General features: G+C 71.0%; 15 protein-coding genes. 9 read left to right on the forward strand and 6 right to left on the reverse strand.

Going from position 1 to position 17662, the window contains the following annotated elements; all coding sequences use genetic code 11:
• The first annotated feature begins 42 nt into the window (after positions 1-42).
• The gene (locus tag ACIQ7Q_RS06460) at positions 43-1557 is read left to right on the forward strand and encodes a 3-hydroxyacyl-CoA dehydrogenase (RefSeq protein ID WP_403856955.1); all 1515 of its coding nucleotides are present in this window, start codon (positions 43-45) and stop codon (positions 1555-1557) included.
• The gene (locus tag ACIQ7Q_RS06465) at positions 1554-2162 is read left to right on the forward strand and encodes a TetR/AcrR family transcriptional regulator (RefSeq protein WP_403856958.1); all 609 of its coding nucleotides are present in this window, start codon (positions 1554-1556) and stop codon (positions 2160-2162) included. Before ACIQ7Q_RS06460 ends, ACIQ7Q_RS06465 begins: the two co-directional genes overlap by 4 nt.
• A gap of 175 nt (positions 2163-2337) precedes the next feature.
• Here the strand turns inward: ACIQ7Q_RS06465 and ACIQ7Q_RS06470 are convergent, their stop codons facing one another.
• Complete coding sequence (locus tag ACIQ7Q_RS06470; RefSeq protein ID WP_403857987.1) at positions 2338-2877, reverse strand: Lrp/AsnC family transcriptional regulator; 540 nt, start codon at positions 2875-2877, stop codon at positions 2338-2340.
• A 211-nt stretch (positions 2878-3088) separates the two neighbouring features.
• Between ACIQ7Q_RS06470 and pdhA the strand changes: the two genes are divergently transcribed.
• The 7 genes from pdhA (at position 3089) to ACIQ7Q_RS06505 (ending at position 11533) form a co-directional block, all read left to right on the forward strand.
• Positions 3089-4246, forward strand: coding sequence for a pyruvate dehydrogenase (acetyl-transferring) E1 component subunit alpha (gene pdhA, locus ACIQ7Q_RS06475; protein ID WP_403856961.1), 1158 nt, complete (start codon positions 3089-3091; stop codon positions 4244-4246).
• Positions 4243-5247, forward strand: coding sequence for an alpha-ketoacid dehydrogenase subunit beta (locus ACIQ7Q_RS06480; protein ID WP_403856964.1), 1005 nt, complete (start codon positions 4243-4245; stop codon positions 5245-5247). Before pdhA ends, ACIQ7Q_RS06480 begins: the two co-directional genes overlap by 4 nt.
• Complete coding sequence (locus tag ACIQ7Q_RS06485) at positions 5247-6683, forward strand: dihydrolipoamide acetyltransferase family protein (protein WP_403856967.1); 1437 nt, start codon at positions 5247-5249, stop codon at positions 6681-6683. The genes ACIQ7Q_RS06480 and ACIQ7Q_RS06485 overlap by 1 nt, the downstream gene beginning before the upstream one ends.
• 126 nt (positions 6684-6809) lie before the next feature.
• On the forward strand, positions 6810-7718 hold the full coding sequence (locus ACIQ7Q_RS06490) for an NTP transferase domain-containing protein (RefSeq protein ID WP_403856970.1): 909 nt from the start codon (positions 6810-6812) through the stop codon (positions 7716-7718).
• Positions 7719-7987: 269 nt separating this feature from the next.
• Positions 7988-9457 (forward strand): molybdopterin molybdotransferase MoeA, encoded by a 1470-nt coding sequence (locus ACIQ7Q_RS06495; protein ID WP_403857989.1) that lies wholly within the window; start codon positions 7988-7990, stop codon positions 9455-9457.
• Positions 9454-10533, forward strand: a complete 1080-nt coding sequence (locus ACIQ7Q_RS06500; RefSeq protein ID WP_403856973.1) for a potassium channel family protein — start codon at positions 9454-9456, stop codon at positions 10531-10533. Before ACIQ7Q_RS06495 ends, ACIQ7Q_RS06500 begins: the two co-directional genes overlap by 4 nt.
• 10 nt (positions 10534-10543) lie before the next feature.
• The gene (locus ACIQ7Q_RS06505; protein WP_403856976.1) at positions 10544-11533 is read left to right on the forward strand and encodes an NAD(P)H-quinone oxidoreductase; all 990 of its coding nucleotides are present in this window, start codon (positions 10544-10546) and stop codon (positions 11531-11533) included.
• Between the two features lie 198 nt (positions 11534-11731).
• Here the strand turns inward: ACIQ7Q_RS06505 and ACIQ7Q_RS06510 are convergent, their stop codons facing one another.
• The 5 genes from ACIQ7Q_RS06510 to ACIQ7Q_RS06530 form a co-directional block, all read right to left on the reverse strand.
• On the reverse strand, positions 11732-12274 hold the full coding sequence (locus ACIQ7Q_RS06510) for a bacterial proteasome activator family protein (protein WP_403856979.1): 543 nt from the start codon (positions 12272-12274) through the stop codon (positions 11732-11734).
• A gap of 196 nt (positions 12275-12470) precedes the next feature.
• Positions 12471-15332 carry an FtsX-like permease family protein gene (locus ACIQ7Q_RS06515; protein WP_403856982.1) on the reverse strand — a complete coding sequence of 954 codons (2862 nt, stop codon included), beginning with the start codon at positions 15330-15332 and terminating at the stop codon, positions 12471-12473.
• Positions 15329-16090 carry an ABC transporter ATP-binding protein gene (locus ACIQ7Q_RS06520; protein ID WP_403856985.1) on the reverse strand — a complete coding sequence of 254 codons (762 nt, stop codon included), beginning with the start codon at positions 16088-16090 and terminating at the stop codon, positions 15329-15331. The genes ACIQ7Q_RS06515 and ACIQ7Q_RS06520 overlap by 4 nt, the downstream gene beginning before the upstream one ends.
• Before the next feature lie 182 nt (positions 16091-16272).
• Complete coding sequence (locus tag ACIQ7Q_RS06525; protein ID WP_403856988.1) at positions 16273-16953, reverse strand: PadR family transcriptional regulator; 681 nt, start codon at positions 16951-16953, stop codon at positions 16273-16275.
• 83 nt (positions 16954-17036) lie between these two features.
• Positions 17037-17591: a hypothetical protein gene (locus ACIQ7Q_RS06530; protein WP_403856991.1), complete on the reverse strand. Its 555-nt coding sequence runs from the start codon at positions 17589-17591 to the stop codon at positions 17037-17039.
• Positions 17592-17662: the final 71 nt, after the last annotated feature.

Below are 17662 nucleotides of genomic sequence, written 5' to 3' on the forward strand. Positions count from 1 at the left end.
CCTGTCGAACCTGTGGACAACTCATCGGGGAGGATCGCCTCCATGACCGCCATCGATACGAGTCGTACCGTCGCCGTCGTCGGCACCGGAACCATGGGCCAGGGAATCGCGCAGGTCGCCCTGGTCGCAGGCCATCCCGTACGTCTCCACGACGCCGTTCCCGGACGTGCGGGCGAGGCCGCGGCCGCGATCGGAGCCCGCCTGGACCGGCTCGTCGAGAAGGGGCGCATGGCGCCCGCCGAGCGGGACGCCGCCCGTGCGAGGCTCCTGCCTGCCACGGACCTCGCCGAGCTCGCCGACGCGGCCCTCGTCGTCGAGGCGGTCCTGGAGCAGCTCGCGGTCAAGCAGGAGCTGTTCACGGAGCTGGAGAAGATCGTCGCCGACGAGTGCCTGCTCGCCACCAACACCTCCTCCCTGTCCGTCACCTCCGTCGCGGGAGCACTGCGGAACCCGGCGCGCTTCGTCGGCCTGCACTTCTTCAACCCCGCGCCACTTCTGCCCCTCGTCGAGGTCGTCAGCGGCCATGCCACCGAGGGCGACGCAGCGGAGAGGGTCTACGCGACCGTCCTGGCCTGGGGGAAGACACCGGTGCGCTGCGCCGACACCCCGGGCTTCATCGTCAACCGCATAGCCCGGCCCTTCTACGCGGAGGCCTTCGCGGTACACGAGGAGCACGGCGTCGACCCCGCGACCATCGATGCGATCCTGCGGGAGTCCGGCGGGTTCAAGATGGGCCCCTTCGAGCTCACGGACCTGATCGGCCAGGACGTGAACGAGGCCGTGACCCGTTCCGTCTGGGAGTCCTTCTTCCACAGCCCGAAATTCCTGCCCTCACTTGCGCAGCGCCGCTTGGTCGAGTCCCGCCGTCTCGGCCGGAAATCCGGACACGGCTGGTTCTCCTACGAGGAGGGCGCCGCGAAACCCGAGCCGCACACCGCGCAGCCGCAGGACGCACCCGAGTACGTCGTGATCGAGGGCGATCTCGAGCCCGCAGGTGCGCTGGTCGACATGATCCGCGAAGCCGGGATCGAGGTGAGGCAGGAGGGCGAGGACGCCGGGACGCGCCTGATACTCCCCAGCGGTGGACAGCTGGTGCTCGCGGACGGGCAGCTCTCCGCGGAGTTCCGTGATGTCGTCTACTTCGATCTTGCGCTCGACTACCGCTCCGCGACCCGGATCGCGCTGTCCGCCGCGCACGATGTCCCGGCCCACACACTCGCCCAGGCAACCGGCCTCTTCCAGGCGCTCGGCAAGAAGGTCAGCGTCATCCCCGACGTGCCCGGCATGATCGTCGCACGTACGGTCGCGATGCTGATCGACGTCGCGGTCGACGCGGCGGCGAAGCGTGTCGTCAGCGAGGCCGACATCGACACGGCGATGCGCCTGGGCGTCAACTACCCGCAGGGGCCCATGGAATGGAGTCGCAAGCTCCCCGCCGGCTGGGCCCACGACCTACTGGATCTGCTGCACGGCCGCTGCCCGACCGGCCGGTACGCCCCCAGCCTCGCGCTGTTCCAGCACTCGCTCGCCGGCGCGGAGGGTGAGGACGCCTCATGACCACCGCAAAGCGCGACACCTATACGCCGGAGACGCTGCTGACCGTCGCCGTGCAGATCTTCAACGAACGCGGCTACGACGGTACGTCCATGGAGCATCTGTCCAAGGCGGCCGGGATCTCCAAGTCCTCGATCTACCACCATGTCTCCGGCAAGGAGGAGTTGCTTCGGCGTGCCGTCAGCCGTGCGCTGGACGCCCTGTTCGCGATCCTCGACGAGAGCGGTGCACAGCGGGGACGGGCCATCGAGCGGGTGGAGTACGTCACCCGGCGCACCGTCGAGGTGCTGGTGGCCGAGCTGCCCCATGTGACGCTGCTGCTCCGGGTGAGAGGCAATACCAAGACCGAGCGGTGGGCGCTGGAGCGGCGTCGTGAGTTCGACCAGCGGGTGGCCGATCTGCTGAAGGCGGCCGCCGTGGACGGCGATCTCCGAGCCGACGTGGACATCCGGCTGGCGACCCGGCTGCTCTTCGGCATGGTGAACTCCCTGGTCGAGTGGTACCGCCCGCATCCCGGTGGCGGCTACGACGGGGACCAGGTGGCGGAGACGGTGGTCCGGCTCGCCTTCGACGGGCTGCGGAACACCCCTGACCGGGCTGCGGACTGACCGGGCTGCAGACGGCCCCTTGACCGAGATGCCGTATTGCCCGGCCGGACCGGACCGGACCGGACCGGACCGGGCCGTGCAGCGCAGCGCCCGCGGGCTGCCTTGGCGGATGACCGGACCGGGCTGCGGACAGCCAGCCCCCTGACCGAGATGCCGTAGCCCGGCGGGCCGGAAGTCACAGCTCGTCCGTCTCCGGAGCCGTACCCTGCGCCGGAGTCGCCGCCCCCTGCCCCGCCACGGGGTCCAGGTCCGTCTCCTCGAAGACCAGCAGCGTCCGGGTGGACAGCACCTCGGGGATGGCCTGGAGCCTGGTCAGGACCAGTTCGCGCAGAGTGCGGTTGTCGGGCGTGTGCACCAGCAGCAGGACGTCGAAGTCCCCGCTGACCAGCGCGATGTGAGCCGCGCCCGGCAGCGCCTGCAGCTGCTCCCGGACGGTCCGCCAGGAGTTCTGGACGATCTTGAGCGTGATGTAGGCGGAGGCGCCCTGGCCTGCCCGCTCGTGATTGACCCGCGCGCTGAAGCCCCGGATCACACCGTCGTCGATCAGCCGGTTGATCCGGGCGTACGCGTTGGCACGGGAGACGTGCACCCGCTCCGCCACGGAGCGGATGGAAGCGCGCCCGTCCGTTTGGAGCATGCGGAGGATGTCGCGGTCGATGGCATCCAGAGGGCGCGCCGGAGGCGTCTGCCCCGCGCGGTCCCCGCCCTCGGCCATTTGTTCAGCAGCCACGTCCCCCCGCCTTCCTAGCATGGACGACCTGTCTCCATCTCATGCTGTGGAGAACCGTTTGTCCACAGGCTGCCCGTGCCTGTAGCCAAAATGCGCCCACGACCGAACAATCGGTAGGTGAGGCGCGCCACACACGTGCGCCTACGACCCGTTTCTTGATCGCTTTCGTCGTCGCTCCCACGAGGAGGTGCTCGCGTTGAGAAAAAGCAGCACGACGGTTCAGGAGCTGCCCGGTTCCGCTGCCGCCGCCTACCGGCCCACACCGCCCCCCGCGTGGCAGCCGCGCACCGATCCCGCACCCCTGCTTCCGGACCCGGAGCCCTACCGCGTGCTCGGCACGGAAGCCGCCGCCGCGGCCGACCCCGAGCTGCTGCTGCGGCTGTACGCCGAGCTGGTGCGCGGCCGCCGTTACAACGCACAGGCCACGGCACTCACCAAGCAGGGCCGGCTCGCCGTCTACCCGTCGACCACCGGGCAGGAGGCGTGCGAGGTGGGCGCGGCGCTGGCGCTGGAGGAGCGCGACTGGCTCTTCCCGAGCTATCGCGACACCCTCGCGGCCGTGGCGCGCGGCCTGGACCCCGTCCAGGCCCTGACGCTGCTGCGCGGCGACTGGCACACCGGGTACGACCCGTACGAGCACCGCATCGCGCCGCTGTGCACCCCCCTGGCCACCCAGCTGCCCCATGCCGTGGGCCTGGCGCACGCCGCCCGGCTCAAGGGCGACGACGTGGTCGCCCTCGCCATCATCGGCGACGGCGGCACCAGCGAGGGCGACTTCCACGAGGCGCTGAACTTCGCAGCCGTGTGGAACGCGCCGGTGGTCTTCCTCGTGCAGAACAATGGCTTCGCCATCTCCGTCCCGCTGGCCAAGCAGACCGCTGCGCCCTCCCTGGCCCACAAGGCCGTGGGGTACGGCATGCCCGGCCGGCTCGTCGACGGCAACGACGCGGTCGCGGTGCACGAGGTGCTCGGCGAGGCCGTGGCCCGCGCCAGGCGCGGCGGCGGCCCCACGCTGATCGAGGCCGTCACCTACCGCATGGACGCCCACACGAACGCCGACGACGCCACCCGGTACCGGGAGGACAGCGAGGTCGACGTCTGGCGTGCGCACGACCCGATTCAGTTGCTGGAGCGGGAGTTGACGGAGCGAGGACTGCTCGACGACGACCGCAGGCAGTCCGCCGCGCAAGCGGCGGAGGAGATGGCCGCGGACCTGCGCCGGCGGATGAACGCCGACCCGGTGCTCGACCCGATGGATCTGTTCGAACACGTCTACGCCCGGCAGACCACCCAGCTCCGCGAGCAGGCGGCGCTGCTCCGGGCCGAGCTGGACGCTGAGGAAGAGGCACGATGACCACGGCCGCGGTGAAGCCCGCAACCATGGCACAGGCCCTGCAGCGCGCGATGCGCGACGCGATGGCCGACGACCCGTCCGTCCACGTCATGGGGGAGGACGTCGGCACTCTCGGCGGCGTCTTCCGGGTCACCGACGGTCTCGCCAAAGAATTCGGCGAGGACCGTTGCACGGACACGCCGCTGGCCGAGGCGGGCATTCTCGGCACCGCCGTGGGCATGGCCATGTACGGTCTGCGCCCGGTCGTGGAGATGCAGTTCGACGCCTTCGCCTACCCGGCGTTCGAGCAGCTGATCAGCCACGTCGCCCGCATGCGCAACCGAACCAGGGGCAGCATGCCGCTGCCGATCACCGTCCGGGTGCCGTACGGCGGCGGGATCGGTGGCGTCGAGCACCACAGCGACTCCTCCGAGGCGTACTACATGGCGACCCCGGGCCTGCATGTCGTGACCCCCGCGACGGTCGAGGACGCTTACGGACTGCTTCGCGCCTCCATCGCCTCCGACGACCCCGTGGTCTTTCTCGAACCGAAGCGGCTGTACTGGTCCAAGGCGGACTGGTCGCCGGAGGCGCCGGCCGCGGTGGAGCCGATCGGCCGGGCCGTCGTCCGTCGCTCGGGGCGCAGCGCCACTCTCATCACCTACGGCCCGTCCGTGCCGGTGTGCATGGAGGCGGCCGAGGCCGCGGCGGCAGAGGGCTGGGACCTGGAAGTCGTCGACCTGCGCTCGCTGGTGCCGTTCGACGACGAGACGGTCTGCGCGTCCGTGCGGCGCACGGGGCGCGCGGTCGTCGTCCATGAGTCGACCGGTTTCGGCGGTCCGGGAGGGGAGATCGCCGCAAGGGTGACCGAGCGCTGCTTCCACCATCTGGAGGCGCCGGTGCTGCGGGTCGCCGGGTTCGACATCCCGTATCCGCCGCCGATGCTGGAGCGGCATCACCTGCCGGGCGTGGACCGGGTGCTGGACGCGGTGGCGCGGCTTCAGTGGGAGGCGGGGAGCTGATGGCTCAGGTGCTGGAATTCAAGCTTCCCGACCTGGGGGAAGGGCTGACCGAGGCAGAGATCGTCCGCTGGCTGGTGTCCGTGGGCGATGTCGTGGCGATCGACCAGCCCGTCGTCGAAGTCGAGACGGCCAAGGCCATGGTCGAGGTGCCCTGTCCGTACGGCGGCGTGGTGACCGCCCGCTTCGGCGAGGAGGGCACGGAGCTGCCTGTCGGGGCACCGCTGCTCACTGTCGCGGTGGGCGCGGCGGATGCGGCGGATGCGGCCGGAGTGGATGCGGCCACCGCCGTAAGCTCCGGGGCGGACTCGTCCGCCGAGTCCTCCGGCAACGTCCTGGTGGGCTACGGAACCGGCGCGCCCGCGGCACGGCGGCGCCGTGTCCGCCCGGCGTCGCCGACGGCAGCACCCGGTCCGGCTCCCGCTGCGGCGCCTGCCGCGGCTGAGCAGGTGCCGCTGAGCCCGTCGGCTTCGACCTCTGCCGCCACCGTCCCCGCTGCCGCATCCAACGGCGCGGCGGCAGTCGCCCCCGCCGCCGACAAGGCCGCAACCGGGCCTGTGGCCGTCATCTCGCCGCTCGTCCGCAAGCTCGCCCGTGAGCACGGCGTCGATCTGCGCGCTCTGACCGGCTCAGGGCCCGACGGTCTGATTCTGCGGGCGGACGTCGAGCGAGCCCTGCGCGCTCCCGAGGTACCGTCGACGGCTGCCCCGGCCCCTGCCGCACCGGCTGCGGCCACTGCCGCGACACCGCTCGCCGAGCGTGTCCCGCTGCGCGGCGTACGCGGAGCCGTCGCCGACAAGCTGTCCCGCAGTCGACGTGAGATCCCGGATGCGACCTGCTGGGTCGATGCCGACGCGACCGAACTGATGGCCGCCAGGGCCGCCATGAACGCCGCCGGTGGACCCAAGATCTCGCTGATCGCGCTCATGGCCCGTATCTGCACGGCAGCCCTCGCCCGCCACCCGGAGCTCAACTCCACTGTGGACATGGATGCCCGGGAGATCGTGCGACTGCCCGAGGTGCACCTCGGGTTCGCGGCCCAGACCGAGCGGGGACTTGTCGTCCCCGTCGTGAAGAATGCGCACAACCGGTCGGCGGAGTCGCTGACGGCCGAGTTCGCGCGGCTCACCGAGTCCGCCCGACAGGGGGCACTGACCCCGGCGGACCTGACGGGCGGCACGTTCACGCTGAACAACTACGGCGTGTTCGGCGTCGACGGCTCCACGCCGATCATCAACCACCCGGAAGCCGCGATGCTCGGAGTGGGCCGGATCGTGCCCAAGCCGTGGGTCCACCAGGGCGAGCTGGCGGTTCGCCAGGTGGTGCAGCTCTCGCTCACCTTCGACCACCGCGTCTGCGACGGCGGTACGGCGGGCGGCTTCCTGCGGTATGTCGCCGACTGCGTCGAGCACCCTTCAGTGCTGCTGCGCAGTCTGTAGGGCAGCCGCCGAACAGAAGGCCAGCCGACGAGAAGCCCGGCGCGGTCGAAAAGAAAGCAGGGCGCTGCCGAAGAGAAGATCGAACCGGGGCTCCCCGCCCGCCGGGTCGCGGACCATACTTCAGGAATGACCGCGACAACCGCGTACGACGCCATCGTGCTCGCCGGAGGCGCCGCGAGGCGGCTGGGCGGGGCCGACAAGCCCGGACTGAGCGTGGGCGGGCGAGCCCTGCTCGACCGTGTGCTGGCCGCATGCCGGGACGCCGGCCGCACCGTGGTGGTCGGCGGTCGGCGGCCCACGGCTCGACCCGTGGTGTGGGCGCGCGAGGACCCGCCCGGAGGCGGGCCGCTGGCCGCCCTCGGCGCGGGGGTGCGGCAGACAGGCGCTGAGGCCGTCCTTGTGCTGTCGGCCGATCTTCCGTTCCTCGGGGAGGGGACGGTGCGGCAACTGATCGAGGCTCTCGCCGCCAAGGACAGCGAGGCAGTTGTGCTGACCGACCCCGACGGTCGCGAGCAGCCCCTCGTCGCCGCGTACCGCGCCGAGCCCCTCAGACGTGAACTTGCTCTCCTTCAGGCCGAGTACGGGAGCCTTTCCGGGCTGCCATTGCGTCTACTGACGCGGGAACTGGACCTGGCCCGGATCGAGACCGACCCCCTCGCCTCCTTCGACTGCGACACCTGGGAGGACATCTCCACAGCCCGGGCCCGAATCAGGGAGCATGGGAACGTGCTGGAGGAATGGATCACCGCAGTCAAGGACGAACTCGGCATCGAGTTGGACGTCGACACCCGAGCCCTGCTCGACCTCGCCCGCGACGCCGCGCACGGCGTCGAACGCCCCGCCGCACCGCTCACCACCTTCCTGGTGGGCTACGCGGCGGCCAAGGCCGACGGCGGCCCCGAAGCTGTCGCGGAGGCCGCCCGCAAGGCGGCCGCCCTGGCCGCGCGCTGGGCCGAAGAGGCCGAGCAGTCGGCGGGCGCCGGTGGGCCGGCGAATCCGGCGGCCGGCACGAACGGCGGGGCCGAAACAGGATGACCGGTCACGATCGGAGGGCGGCGGCCTCGGCGGGCGCCGAACGGGCACAGGCCGCTCCTGCTACACCGAGCCCCTTCGCACAGCCGGAACCAGGCGGCGCCTTCGAGCCGGACCACGGCTTGGGCTCTGACAGTCTCTTCGGGCCCGATCACGGCTTGGGGTCTGACAGCTCCCTCCGGCCGGACACCGTCTTCGACTCGGACAGCCTCTTCGAGCCGGACGGTGCCCCCAGACCGGACGGTGCCCCCGGGTCGAACAGCGTCTCCAGGGTGGACGGTGCCCCCGGGTCGAGCAGCGTCTCCGGGTCGAACAGCGTCTCCGGCGCGGACCGTGACCCGCAACGGGCCGGTGGCCGGCCGGCCACCGGCCCCAGCTCGGCCGGTGGCGGCCCCGAGTCAGCGGGCGCCCTCGAATCGGACGGTGTCGACGACGCGCTCGCCCTGATCCGTCCGATGAAGGACCACTCCCCGGGTGCCGCTCCTGCTCACTCCGGCGGCCCGGCCGTCCGTCGGCACCATGCCTCGCCGTGGCTCGACGCCCGAGCCCTCGCCGCGCGCATCGGCCGCACCACCGCGCCTCGCACTCACCGCGTTCCTCTGGCTGAAGCCCTCGGGCAGGTCCTCGCCGAGCCGCTCACCGCCCTGTGTGACCTGCCTTCCTTCGACACCTCCGCCATGGACGGCTGGGCCGTCGCGGGGCCAGGCCCCTGGATGGTGGAGAGCGACGGTTCGATCCTCGCCGGGCACGGCGACGTCCCCCCGCTGCGCGACGGTACGGCGGTGCGGATCGCCACGGGCGCCCGTGTTCCGCCGGAGACCACCGCCGTGATCCGCAACGAGCACGCCCGCATGGATACAGCCACCCACCAGCTCCATGCCGAGCGTGAGGTGACTCCCGGTCAGGACATTCGGCCGCGCGGCCAGGAGTGCCGGTCCGGGGATCATCTGCTGTCCGCAGCAGCTCTGGTGAACCCGCCGGTGCTCGGGCTCGCTGCAGCCGCCGGATACGACGAGCTGGTCACCGTTGCCCGTCCACGTGTCGAAATCCTCGTACTCGGCGACGAACTGCTCACCTCGTCCCTCCCCCACGACGGCCTGATCCGTGACGCTCTCGGCCCGATGATCGGCCCGTGGCTGCGCGCGCTCGGAGCCGAGGTTCTGGGCACTCGCCGTCTCGGGGACGACGCCGAGGCGCTGTACCGGGCTGTCACCACCTCCGAGGCCGACGTCGTGATCACCACCGGCGGTACGGCATCCGGTCCTGTCGATCATGTCCATCCGGTCCTGCGGAGGGCGGGTGCGCACCTGCTGGTCGATCAGGTCGCCGTACGGCCCGGCCATCCGATGCTGCTGGCCGAACTCGCTTCCGGACGGCACCTGGTGGGACTTCCTGGCAACCCTCTCGCCGCCGTGTCGGGGCTCGTGACACTTGCCGAACCGCTGCTGCGCGGCCTCGCAAGCCGGCCTGCGGCCGAGCCGTACAGCGTGCCGATTCGCGACGAGGTGCACGGCCACCCGTACGACACCCGGCTCGTTCCGTTCGTGCACCGGGACGACCAGCTGGTGCCGCTCCACTACAACGGCCCGGCGATGCTGCGTGGTATGGCGGCTGCCGACGGGCTTGCTGTCGTCCCACCGGGCGGCGCGCGGCACGGAGACGAGCTGGAGGTCCTTGACCTTCCCTGGGCCACCTGGACGCCCTGGGCACCCTCGAACGACGAAGGAGGGTGTTTCACGTGAAACTTCCCGGCCAGGACGCCATGGCGCGCCACGCCGACGAACGCCTCGTCACGGGCCGGGTGAAGCTCCCCCGCCGCATTGTCGAGCGTCCGCTGCGTCAGGTGAGTAAGCGGCTGATGATGGCGTTGACGGTTCTCGCCATCACCGTGCTGATCGTCTGGACCGACCGTGCGGGCTACCACGACAACTCGGACAAGAGTGTCGACTTCCTCGATGCCGTCTACTACGCGACCGTCACGCTCTCCACCACCGGCTACGGCGACATCGTTCCGTACAGCGACGGGGCCCGGCTCACCAACGTGCTGCTGATCACCCCGCTGCGCGTGCTCTTTCTCATCATCCTGGTCGGCACCACTCTCGAGGTCCTCACGGAGCGCACCCGGGAGGAGTGGCGGCTGAACCGCTGGAGGTCCCACTTGCGCGAGCACACCGTCATCGTCGGCTTCGGCACGAAGGGACGGTCGGCGATGCAGACTCTCTGTGCCACAGGGCTGAGTAAGGACCAGATCGTCGTCGTCGACCCGAGCGCCAAGGTGATCGATGCCGCCAACGCAGAGGGCTTCGTGGGAGTGGTCGGTGACGCGACCAGAAGCGATGTTCTCATCCGTGCCGAGCTGCAAAAGGCCCGTCAGGTCGTCATCGCCCCCCAGCGGGACGACACGGCGGTGCTGGTCACGCTCACTGCCCGCCAGCTCAACCGCGGCGCGAAGATCGTCGCCGCGGTCCGTGAGGAGGAGAACGCACCGCTGCTGCGCCAGTCCGGAGCGGACGCGGTCATCACCAGTTCCGGCGCGGCCGGCCGGCTGCTGGGCCTCTCCGTACTCAGCCCGAGCGCAGGCACGGTGATGGAGGACCTGATCCAGCAGGGCAGCGGCCTCGACCTCATCGAACGCCCGGTGATAAAAGCCGAAGTGGGTCGCAGCGTCCGGGAGACGGACGATTTGGTGGTGAGCGTGCTGCGCGGCCATCGGCTGCTGGGCTACGACGACCCGGCGGCCAGTCCTCTGCAGCTCACGGACCGGCTCATCACCATTGTGCGCGCGGAGAACACCCCTTCCGGGAACACCGCGGAGTAGCCTCGCCGCCATGCATGCGATCACGATTCCCGAGCCTGGTGGTCCCGAGGCCCTGGTCTGGGCCGAAGTGCCCGATCCCGTTCCCGGCGAAGGCGAAGTCCTCGTCGACGTCGTGGCGAGTGCGGTGAACCGCGCGGATCTGCTGCAACGGCAGGGCTTCTACGACCCCCCGCCCGGCTCGTCCCCCTACCCCGGCCTCGAATGCTCGGGGCGGATCGCGGCGCTCGGGCCCGGGGTCTCCGGCTGGGCCGTCGGCGACGAGGTGTGCGCCCTGCTGGCGGGCGGCGGCTATGCGGAGAAGGTGGCCGTACCCGCCGGACAGTTGCTGCCGGTGCCGGAGGGCATGGATCTGACGACGGCCGCCGCGCTGCCCGAGGTCACCTCGACGGTGTGGTCGAACGTGTTCATGATCGCCCACCTCCATCCGGGCGAGACACTGCTGGTGCACGGCGGCGCGAGCGGCATCGGCACCATGGCCATCCAGCTGGCGAAGGCCGTGGGCGCCCGCGTGGCCGTGACCGCGGGCGGGCCGGAGAAGCTCGCGCGCTGCGCCGAACTGGGTGCGGACATCCTGATCGACTATCGCGAGCAGGACTTCGTCGAGGAGATCCGGAAGGCTACGGACGGCGCCGGGGCGGACGTGATCCTCGACATCGTCGGTGCCAAATACCTGGACCGGAACGTCAAGGCACTCGCCGTCAACGGACGGCTTGCCGTCATCGGCCTCCAGGGCGGAGTGAAGGGCGAGTTGAACCTGGGCGCCCTGCTCGCCAAGCGTGCCGCGGTCACGGCCACCTCGCTGCGCGGCAGGCCGCTGGGCGAGAAGGCGGCGATTGTGGCAGCCGTGCGGGAACACGTGTGGCCGTTGATCGGCGGAGGCCGGGTGCGCGCTGTCGTGGACCGCACGGTGCCGCTGGAGCAAGCGGCGGAGGGGCACCGCGCGCTGGAGTCCGGCGCCCATGTGGGCAAGGTGCTGCTGACCGCCCCGGGCAAGGGCTGACTGACTCGTACGGCGCAGAACACGCCGAGGGCCCGGTCCACCCTCCGGTGGGCCGGGCCCTCGGCGTAGGCGCCAGGTGTCCAGAAAGCACCAGGCGTCCAGCAGGCGCAGGTGTCCCGCAGGGGCCTGGGCGTCCAGAGATACGGGCGTCTCGAGGTACGGGCGTCTCGAGGTACGGGCGTCTCGAGGTACGGGCGTCTAGAGGTACGGGCCGGAGCGGATCGCGCCGTGCTGACCGCCTTCGTCCTCGTCGTGCGGTGCACCGGGCGGCAGTGCGCGCCGCATCTGCTCCAACTGCGCACGGGCGGCCATCTGCTGGGCGAACAGCGCCGTCTGGATCCCGTGGAAAAGACCCTCGAGCCAGCCCACCAACTGCGCCTGCGCAATGCGCAGTTCCGCTTCGGAGGGGATCGCGTCGTCGGTGAAGGGGAGGGACAGGCGTTCCAGTTCCTCGACGAGCTCGGGCGCGAGACCGTCTTCGAGCTCCTTGACCGAGCCGGCGTGGATCTCCTTGAGGCGGACGCGGCTCGCCTCGTCCAGAGGTGCCGCCCTCACTTCTTCCAGCAGCTGCTTGATCATGCTGCCGATGCGCATGACCTTCGCAGGCTGTTCGACCATTTCCGTCACCGGGACCTCGCGCGACTCGTCGTCACCGTCGCCGCGATTGAGAGCCATCCCGTCCTGTCCCACGACGAAGACGTGGGGGCTCTCCTGCGACCGTTCATTCCTCGGCATCTCCATGCCGCCATTCTCTCGTACATGGGCGTCACAACACGGTGTGCCCCCGCAGGAGAGTGATCCACCCTCCTGCGGGGGCACGAAACCGCTGGACATTGACCCACCGGTCGATGCTTACCGGTTGTGGTCAGGTTGTCGGCGGCCTCCGGGGCGACTGCCGAGGCCGGTCAGATCGCCTCAGGCCCGGGCGGGGCCCCGGTCAGGTCGCCTCGCGCCGGGCGAGTGCCCCACGGGAGCGGGTCACCAGCGCGGCCAGCAGAGCGGCGCCCACCGGAACGGCGACGAGCAGCGCCGCCAGCGTCTCCCAGGGAATGACGATCGGCACGTGCGGCACCGAGCCCGGGCCCCAGCCTTCATCCAGAGCCTGCTGGTACCAGGCCATCTGCTGCCGCTCCTCCGTGAGCCGCAGCCCGACCGCCGGCAGCACGCCCGCCGCCGACCCGAGGACCACCCCCATCGCGGCCACCACCCCGCACTGGAAGCCGCTGAGCGTCCTGCGTACCCGCGGCGGGGCACCGACGGCGGCGAGCGTCTTCAGGTCCGCCTCCGCGTCCGCCTGGGCGAGCCCTGTGGCGATTCCCGCCGCGCCGATGGTGATCAGCCCGGCGAACACCGTCAGCGACAGCAGGATGATGCTTGCCTCGCTGGTGTAGCCCTTCTCGATGTGGAGGGCGACGTCGGTTCCGGTCTTGTCGAGCTCGTCGTCGAGCCGCTGCCGCTGCTGGGTGGTCGGCATCTTGTCGGTCGAGTAGTACGCGCCGAGCGGCACGGTGGTGAAGCCTGCAGACTTGGCCGCGGCAGGCGCGAGCAGCATCTGCAGACCGTAGGCCTTCTCCGTGTCGGCGACCTGGTGGGCGGTGAAGCTCTTGATCTCGCCCGGGATCTTCTGGCCCTTCTCGAAGGCCCTGTCGGCGGCCTCCGTGTCGGTGACCACCCGGATGTCGATCTTGCCCTTGTCGTTGATGTTGCGCTTGTCGAAGGACACGATCTGTCCGGCGGCCAGGGCCTTCTCGGCGGCCGGGTCGTCGATCCCGAGCACCTGGAGCAGCTCGGCGTCGGCGACCATCACGCCGCCCTCGGTGTAGATACCGCCGCCCCCGCCCGGTTGGCATCGCCAGTCATCGTTCAGCTTGCGGCGTTCGGCCTTGCTGAACTTGGCCGAGGGGTCCTCCTCCGGCTTCGCCGGGTCCACGGCCCACAGCGGGCACTGGTTCTTCAGCGGCACCACGACCTCAAGCCTGCCGCAGCCTTCGCTGTCGCTGTACGGCGAGCAGGAGGCGCTTCCGACGACTATCCGGTCGACATCCGCACGCACGTCCACCGGCAGAAGCTTCTGCACTGTGTCGCGTACCTGCGGCACATCCCGCCCGCCGCCCTCCTCGATGGCCATGGAGACCGCTCCGTGCGGCAGCTGCGCCTGGTAGGCGGCGGCCTCCTGGGCGTCGCTGCTCGCCGCGTAGGTGGCCACCGCCACCGTTCCCGCGACTGCGGCCAGCACCGCGGCCACCGCGGGAGCCGTGCGTCCGCGGTTGCGCACCGCGTCGCGCAGGGCGAGCCGCGGAGACAGCGGCAGAATGCGGCCGATCCGCCCGAACAGGCCCACCAGCGCGGGTGTCAGCGCGACCACGCCCAGCTCCGCGAGGGCGCTGCCGCCCGCGACGACGACGAACTGGTCGGTCATCGTCGACCCGTACAGGGCGATCGCCGCACCGATCGTCACCGCGACCAGTCCGATGACGGGCAGGACCCTGCTGCTCCTGCGCACGCCGCGGCGGCCGGTGAGAGAGGCCAGCACGGTCTGCCGCGAGGAGGTGACGGCGGGGACGATCGCGGCGAGCAGGCCGGTGAGCACGGCGATCAGCGCGATGCCGAGGAGCTCCAGCGGCCGCACGTCGAAGCTGCCGAAGCGCTTGCCCATGTAGTCCTCGAGGACCGGTTGCAGCAGGTAGGTCAGGGCCAGACCGAGGATCGTGCCGACGGCGGCGGCGGCGAAACCGATCACCAGACCACCGCCGAGGACGATGGCGCGGATGTGCCGGCGATCGCCGCCATTGGCGCCGACCAGGCCGAGCTGGCGGCGGGAGCGCCGGGCGCCGACCGCGAACGCGGGGCCGGCCAGCAGGCAGATCTCCAGCATCGCGAGTCCGACGACGGTGCCGACGGCGGCGAGCGCGGCGGCCTTGGCGGCCGTGCTCTCCTCGAAGTGGCCCCAGCCCTCCTCCTGGAAGAGCGGCACCTCGGAGTCGGCCGGCGGGTCGAGAGCCACGGCACGCGAAGTGACGATCACACCCTGGGTGTTGATGTCCTTGACCATGTTCCACGTGAAACCACCCGGAACGGTCGCCAGCAGCGTCGTCGAGGGCGAGGTGCCGGACATGTCCGCTGCCTCGAGCGCCTTGTCGAGCGGCGCGAGCAGCGCGCCGGGCAGCGCGTTGACCTGGTCGGTGTCCAGCGAACCGGGGAGCTCGTAGGAGCCGACGATGCGGTACTCGCGGTCGAAACCGCGCGCGGTGAGCTTGGAGCCCACCTCCAGGCCGCTGCTCTCGAGGAAGTGGTCCGTAGCGGCGACCTCGTCGGCCTTCTGCGGGAGACGGCCGCCGGTCACGGTCAAGAGGCCCTTGGCCATCGGGTCCGTGGCCTTCAACTCGCGGATCTCCGCGTGCAGCAGCCCGTGTGCCGTGCGGAGCTTCCCCGAACCGACCGTGTCAGTCAGCGACTTGGCGCCTGCGGGCAGCGCCTTCGTGATGTCCGTCTTCCCCTCGGGCCACGGCTTGTCCTCGAAGTCGCCGACCGGGTTGTAGTTCACGCCGTCCGGGGACTGCATGAGGGGCACGCCGCCCAAGGACGGGTCGGAAAGCCTGCCGTCGGCCGCGCCGAGGGAACGCTGGGCGCTCTGCTCGGCGGAGAGTTCCGCACTGCGCAGGGTCAGGTCCGCGGCGCTCACGCCGAGGATGGGCAGGGCGATCATGGCCAGGACGAGGAAGCTGCGTCCCTTGGAGCGCCAGGCGTCACGGCGCGCGATCCGTATCGCGGCGCGCCAGGAGTGGTACCAGGTCATCACAGCTCGGCCGCCTGGCCGGAGAGCAGGGAGTCCGCCTGGCTGCGGACGGTCTGGTCGACGACGGCGCCGTCGCGCAGGAAGACCACGCGGTCGGCCCATGCCGCGAAGCGCGGCTCGTGGGTGACGAGGATGCCGGCCGCGCCGGCGTCACAGCGCGAGCGCAGAAGGGCGAGCACGGATTCGCCGGTCTCGGAGTCCAGGGCGCCGGTCGGTTCGTCGGCGAGGACGAGGCGGCGGTCGCCGACGAGGGCGCGGGCGATGGCCACACGCTGCTGCTGGCCGCCGGACATCTCGTCGGGGAAGCGGTCGGCGAGGTGACCGAGCTCCATCTCCTCGAGGGCGGCGACCGCTTCGGTGCGGGCCTTGCGGGCGGAGGTGCCGTCGAGTTCGCGTGGCAGGGCGATGTTCTCCGCGGCGGTGAGGGCCGGGATGAGGTTGTAGTCCTGGAAGACGTAACCGATGCTCCGGCGGCGCAGCGCTGCGAGCGTCTTGCGGTCGGCGGTCGTGATGTCGGTGTTCTCGACGATCACCCGCCCGGAGGTCGGGGTGTCGAGCCCGCCCGCGATGGTGAGCAGCGTCGACTTCCCGGAGCCGGACGGCCCCATGACGGCGACGAGTTCACCGGGAAACACATCGAGGTTGACGCCGCGCAGGGCGTGCACCTCGGTGGCGCCGCTGCCGTGGATACGGGTCAGTTGCTGGAGTTGCAGAACAGGTTGCTGTGACGACTGGGGCTGCGGCGACAGCTGGTCGGACATGGGTAGGTCTCCCCCTTGGGCGGACGCGTACACACGAGCGGGTGTACGGAGAGTGAGCGGTCGGCTGATGGGCGGCCGATGCGGGTCTGTGGGTCGCCGGTCGGCCGGGGCCGGTACGGCTGTGGCCGCCGTCTGTTCGGTGGCAGCCGGGTGGTGCGAGGCGGGGCGGTGTCGCGCCCTGGTCAGGTCGCGGTCGCGCCCTGGTCCGGACGTGCGGGGCGGGCGCCGGCCGCGGGCGCCCGCGGCCCCTGGGCGACGGCGCGAGCGGTCGGCGGGGAAGGTGACGCGGCCGTGCCGGCGCCGGCTCCCCGCCCGGCCGTAGCGGAGAGCCTGATGAGCCGTGCCTCGCAGTGGTCGAGCCAGCGCGCCTCGGCCTCGGTCTGGAAGATCAGCTGCTCCAGCACGAGCAGCCAGGCGACGTCGTCCCGCTCCTGGGAGCCTCCGCTCTCGATGGCGGCGAGAGCCTGCGCCTTGAGGCGGGTGTAGTCCTGCATGGCGTTCACCGTGTGATGACGCTGGGACTGGATGACGGCGCGGATGTCCACGCCGGGTGCGCCGACCGCCATCGCCAACTTGATGGCCAGTTCGTCACGGGGCGGGCTTCTGCGGTCCACGGGTGTCGTGAACCAGCTGCTGAGTTCGGAGTGGCCGGCTTCCGTGATCACGTAGAGCGCGTGACCCGCCTCGTCCTGGCCGTCCTGGGAGACCATGCCGTCGCGTTCCAGGCGGCTCAGCGTCGTATAGACCTGGCCCACGTTCAGCGGCCAGGTGGCGCCCGTGCGCGACTCGAACTCCGAGCGGAGCTGGGAGCCGTAGCGAGGGCCGTGTTCAAGGAGGGCGAGGAGCCCGTGCCTAATGGACATACTCAGTATGTATACCGAGTATGTCCGCCGGGGCAACCTTCCCTGGAGGGACCCTTGCGTACATCTCAAGAGGGACGGCGGGCTCAGCGCCGCCGCAGTCGCACTCCGAGGAAGCCGATTCCGAGCCCCATCAGAGCCATGCCGACGCCCAGCGACAGGGGAGAAATCTGTTGGGCAACCGGCGCGGGGGTGGAGCGAGGTGCCTGGTGGCGGGCGGCGGCGGGGTCGCTTCGGCCCGGCGTCGGCGCTGCCGGGTCCCACGGGTCCGCGGACATCTCCGTCTCGGGTGCCTCCTCCTCCCCAGGAGGGGCGTCCTCCTCCGGCTCTCCCGAACGAGGGCGCTCGCCCCGAGTCGGCGGGAACGGTGCGGCAGACTTCGAAGCGTTGCCGGAGACCGCGGCGGCGGGCGTACGGGCGGGAGTCGCCGAGGAGCTCACGCTCTCGTCGGGGGCCGGTACGACCTGACGCCCTGGCCGCTGCCGCCCTTCACCGGCCAGCCTCCCGGCGAACGAGGCCGACGCCGAGGGCTTCGGGGACGGCTTCGGCGCCGCCTGCACCTCGGCGTGGGCGAGTGGTGCGGGCAGCAGCAGCAGCGAAGCAACGGTGAACGCGCAGCGAGTGCGCAGCCTTGGAGTCACCGTACGACCCCTCCCGTGCCGAGTCGTCGTCACCGAGATACCGGACTCAGGGTCACATGACGGGATGTCTC

This window comes from Streptomyces sp. NPDC096176 (assembly GCF_044763255.1).
Taxonomy (GTDB): domain Bacteria; phylum Actinomycetota; class Actinomycetes; order Streptomycetales; family Streptomycetaceae; genus Streptomyces.

Coding starts and splice junctions, on each gene's coding strand:
- ACIQ7Q_RS06485 (WP_403856967.1), top strand. CDS start 5,247: ATGGCTCAGGTGCTGGAATTCAAGCTTCCCGACCTGGGGGAAGGGCTG.
- ACIQ7Q_RS06505 (WP_403856976.1), top strand. CDS start 10,544: ATGCATGCGATCACGATTCCCGAGCCTGGTGGTCCCGAGGCCCTGGTC.
- ACIQ7Q_RS06525 (WP_403856988.1), bottom strand. CDS start 16,953: ATGTCCATTAGGCACGGGCTCCTCGCCCTCCTTGAACACGGCCCTCGC.
- ACIQ7Q_RS06460 (WP_403856955.1), top strand. CDS start 43: ATGACCGCCATCGATACGAGTCGTACCGTCGCCGTCGTCGGCACCGGA.
- ACIQ7Q_RS06465 (WP_403856958.1), top strand. CDS start 1,554: ATGACCACCGCAAAGCGCGACACCTATACGCCGGAGACGCTGCTGACC.
- ACIQ7Q_RS06520 (WP_403856985.1), bottom strand. CDS start 16,090: ATGTCCGACCAGCTGTCGCCGCAGCCCCAGTCGTCACAGCAACCTGTT.
- ACIQ7Q_RS06480 (WP_403856964.1), top strand. CDS start 4,243: ATGACCACGGCCGCGGTGAAGCCCGCAACCATGGCACAGGCCCTGCAG.
- ACIQ7Q_RS06510 (WP_403856979.1), bottom strand. CDS start 12,274: ATGGAGATGCCGAGGAATGAACGGTCGCAGGAGAGCCCCCACGTCTTC.
- ACIQ7Q_RS06490 (WP_403856970.1), top strand. CDS start 6,810: ATGACCGCGACAACCGCGTACGACGCCATCGTGCTCGCCGGAGGCGCC.
- ACIQ7Q_RS06470 (WP_403857987.1), bottom strand. CDS start 2,877: ATGGCCGAGGGCGGGGACCGCGCGGGGCAGACGCCTCCGGCGCGCCCT.